Source organism: Paraburkholderia sp. BR13439 (assembly GCF_040948805.1).
Taxonomy (GTDB): Bacteria; Pseudomonadota; Gammaproteobacteria; order Burkholderiales; family Burkholderiaceae; genus Paraburkholderia; species Paraburkholderia youngii.
The window spans coordinates 1-804 of sequence record NZ_JBFPKN010000130.1 but is presented as its reverse complement, the minus strand read 5'-3'; the positions used below and the strand labels follow the sequence as shown (position 1 = coordinate 804).

Sequence of the window (804 nt, the reverse complement as noted above, 5' to 3'; positions counted from 1 at the left end):
CCCAGGCCCAGCGCGCGCGCATCCGGATCCGATGACGGCTGCCCGGCCCACGCCGGCGACCCCGCCTCCAGCTCCACCAGCCCCACGCCAGCGAGCGCCTCCTCGCCCAGCGCCGCACGCCCCGCCCCATCGGCCAGCACCAGCCGCGGCGCCGCCTCCCCCACAATCTGCCGCAGCCGCGCGCACGGATACGCCGCATCCAGCGGCACATACGCGCCCCCCGCCTTCAGGATCGCCAGCAGCCCCACCACCATCGCCGCGCTGCGCTCCACGCAGATCCCCACCGGCTGATCCGGCCTGACTCCGAGTGCGATCAGATGGTGCGCCAGCCGGTTGGCCCGCGCATTGAGCTCGCCATAGCTCAGTCTCTCGTTCTCATGCACCAGCGCCACCGCCTCCGGTGCCCGCCGCACCTGCGCCTCGAACAGCTCATGGATGCACCGCTCCGACGGATACGCCGCCTCCGTGCGGTTCAGCTCCTCCAGCAGATACCCGCGCTCCTCCCCCGGCAGGATCTCCAGCTCCCGCACCGGCGTGTGCGGCGAGCGCTCCAGCAGCTCCGCCAGATGCTCCAACGCATGTTGCATGTAACCGCACACCCGCTCCGCAGAAACCGGCCCGCTCACCTGCGCCGTCAGGCCCAGTGCTTCTTCCCAGTCCTCCACCGACAGGGTCACGGGATAGTTGGTGCGCTCCTGCGCACCCAGCCACTCCATGCCGTCCAGGACATCGTCCCCCACGACGCCCGGGAGCGCCGCCAGCGTATTGTGGCGATAGTTCAGCAGCGCGCCAAACAGCGGCGCA

General features: G+C 71.1%; 1 protein-coding gene. It reads right to left on the bottom strand.

From position 1 onward, the window contains the following. Positions 1–804: AMP-binding protein (locus tag AB3X96_RS42520; protein WP_368594416.1), on the bottom strand; the 804-nt coding region annotated here is incomplete at both ends.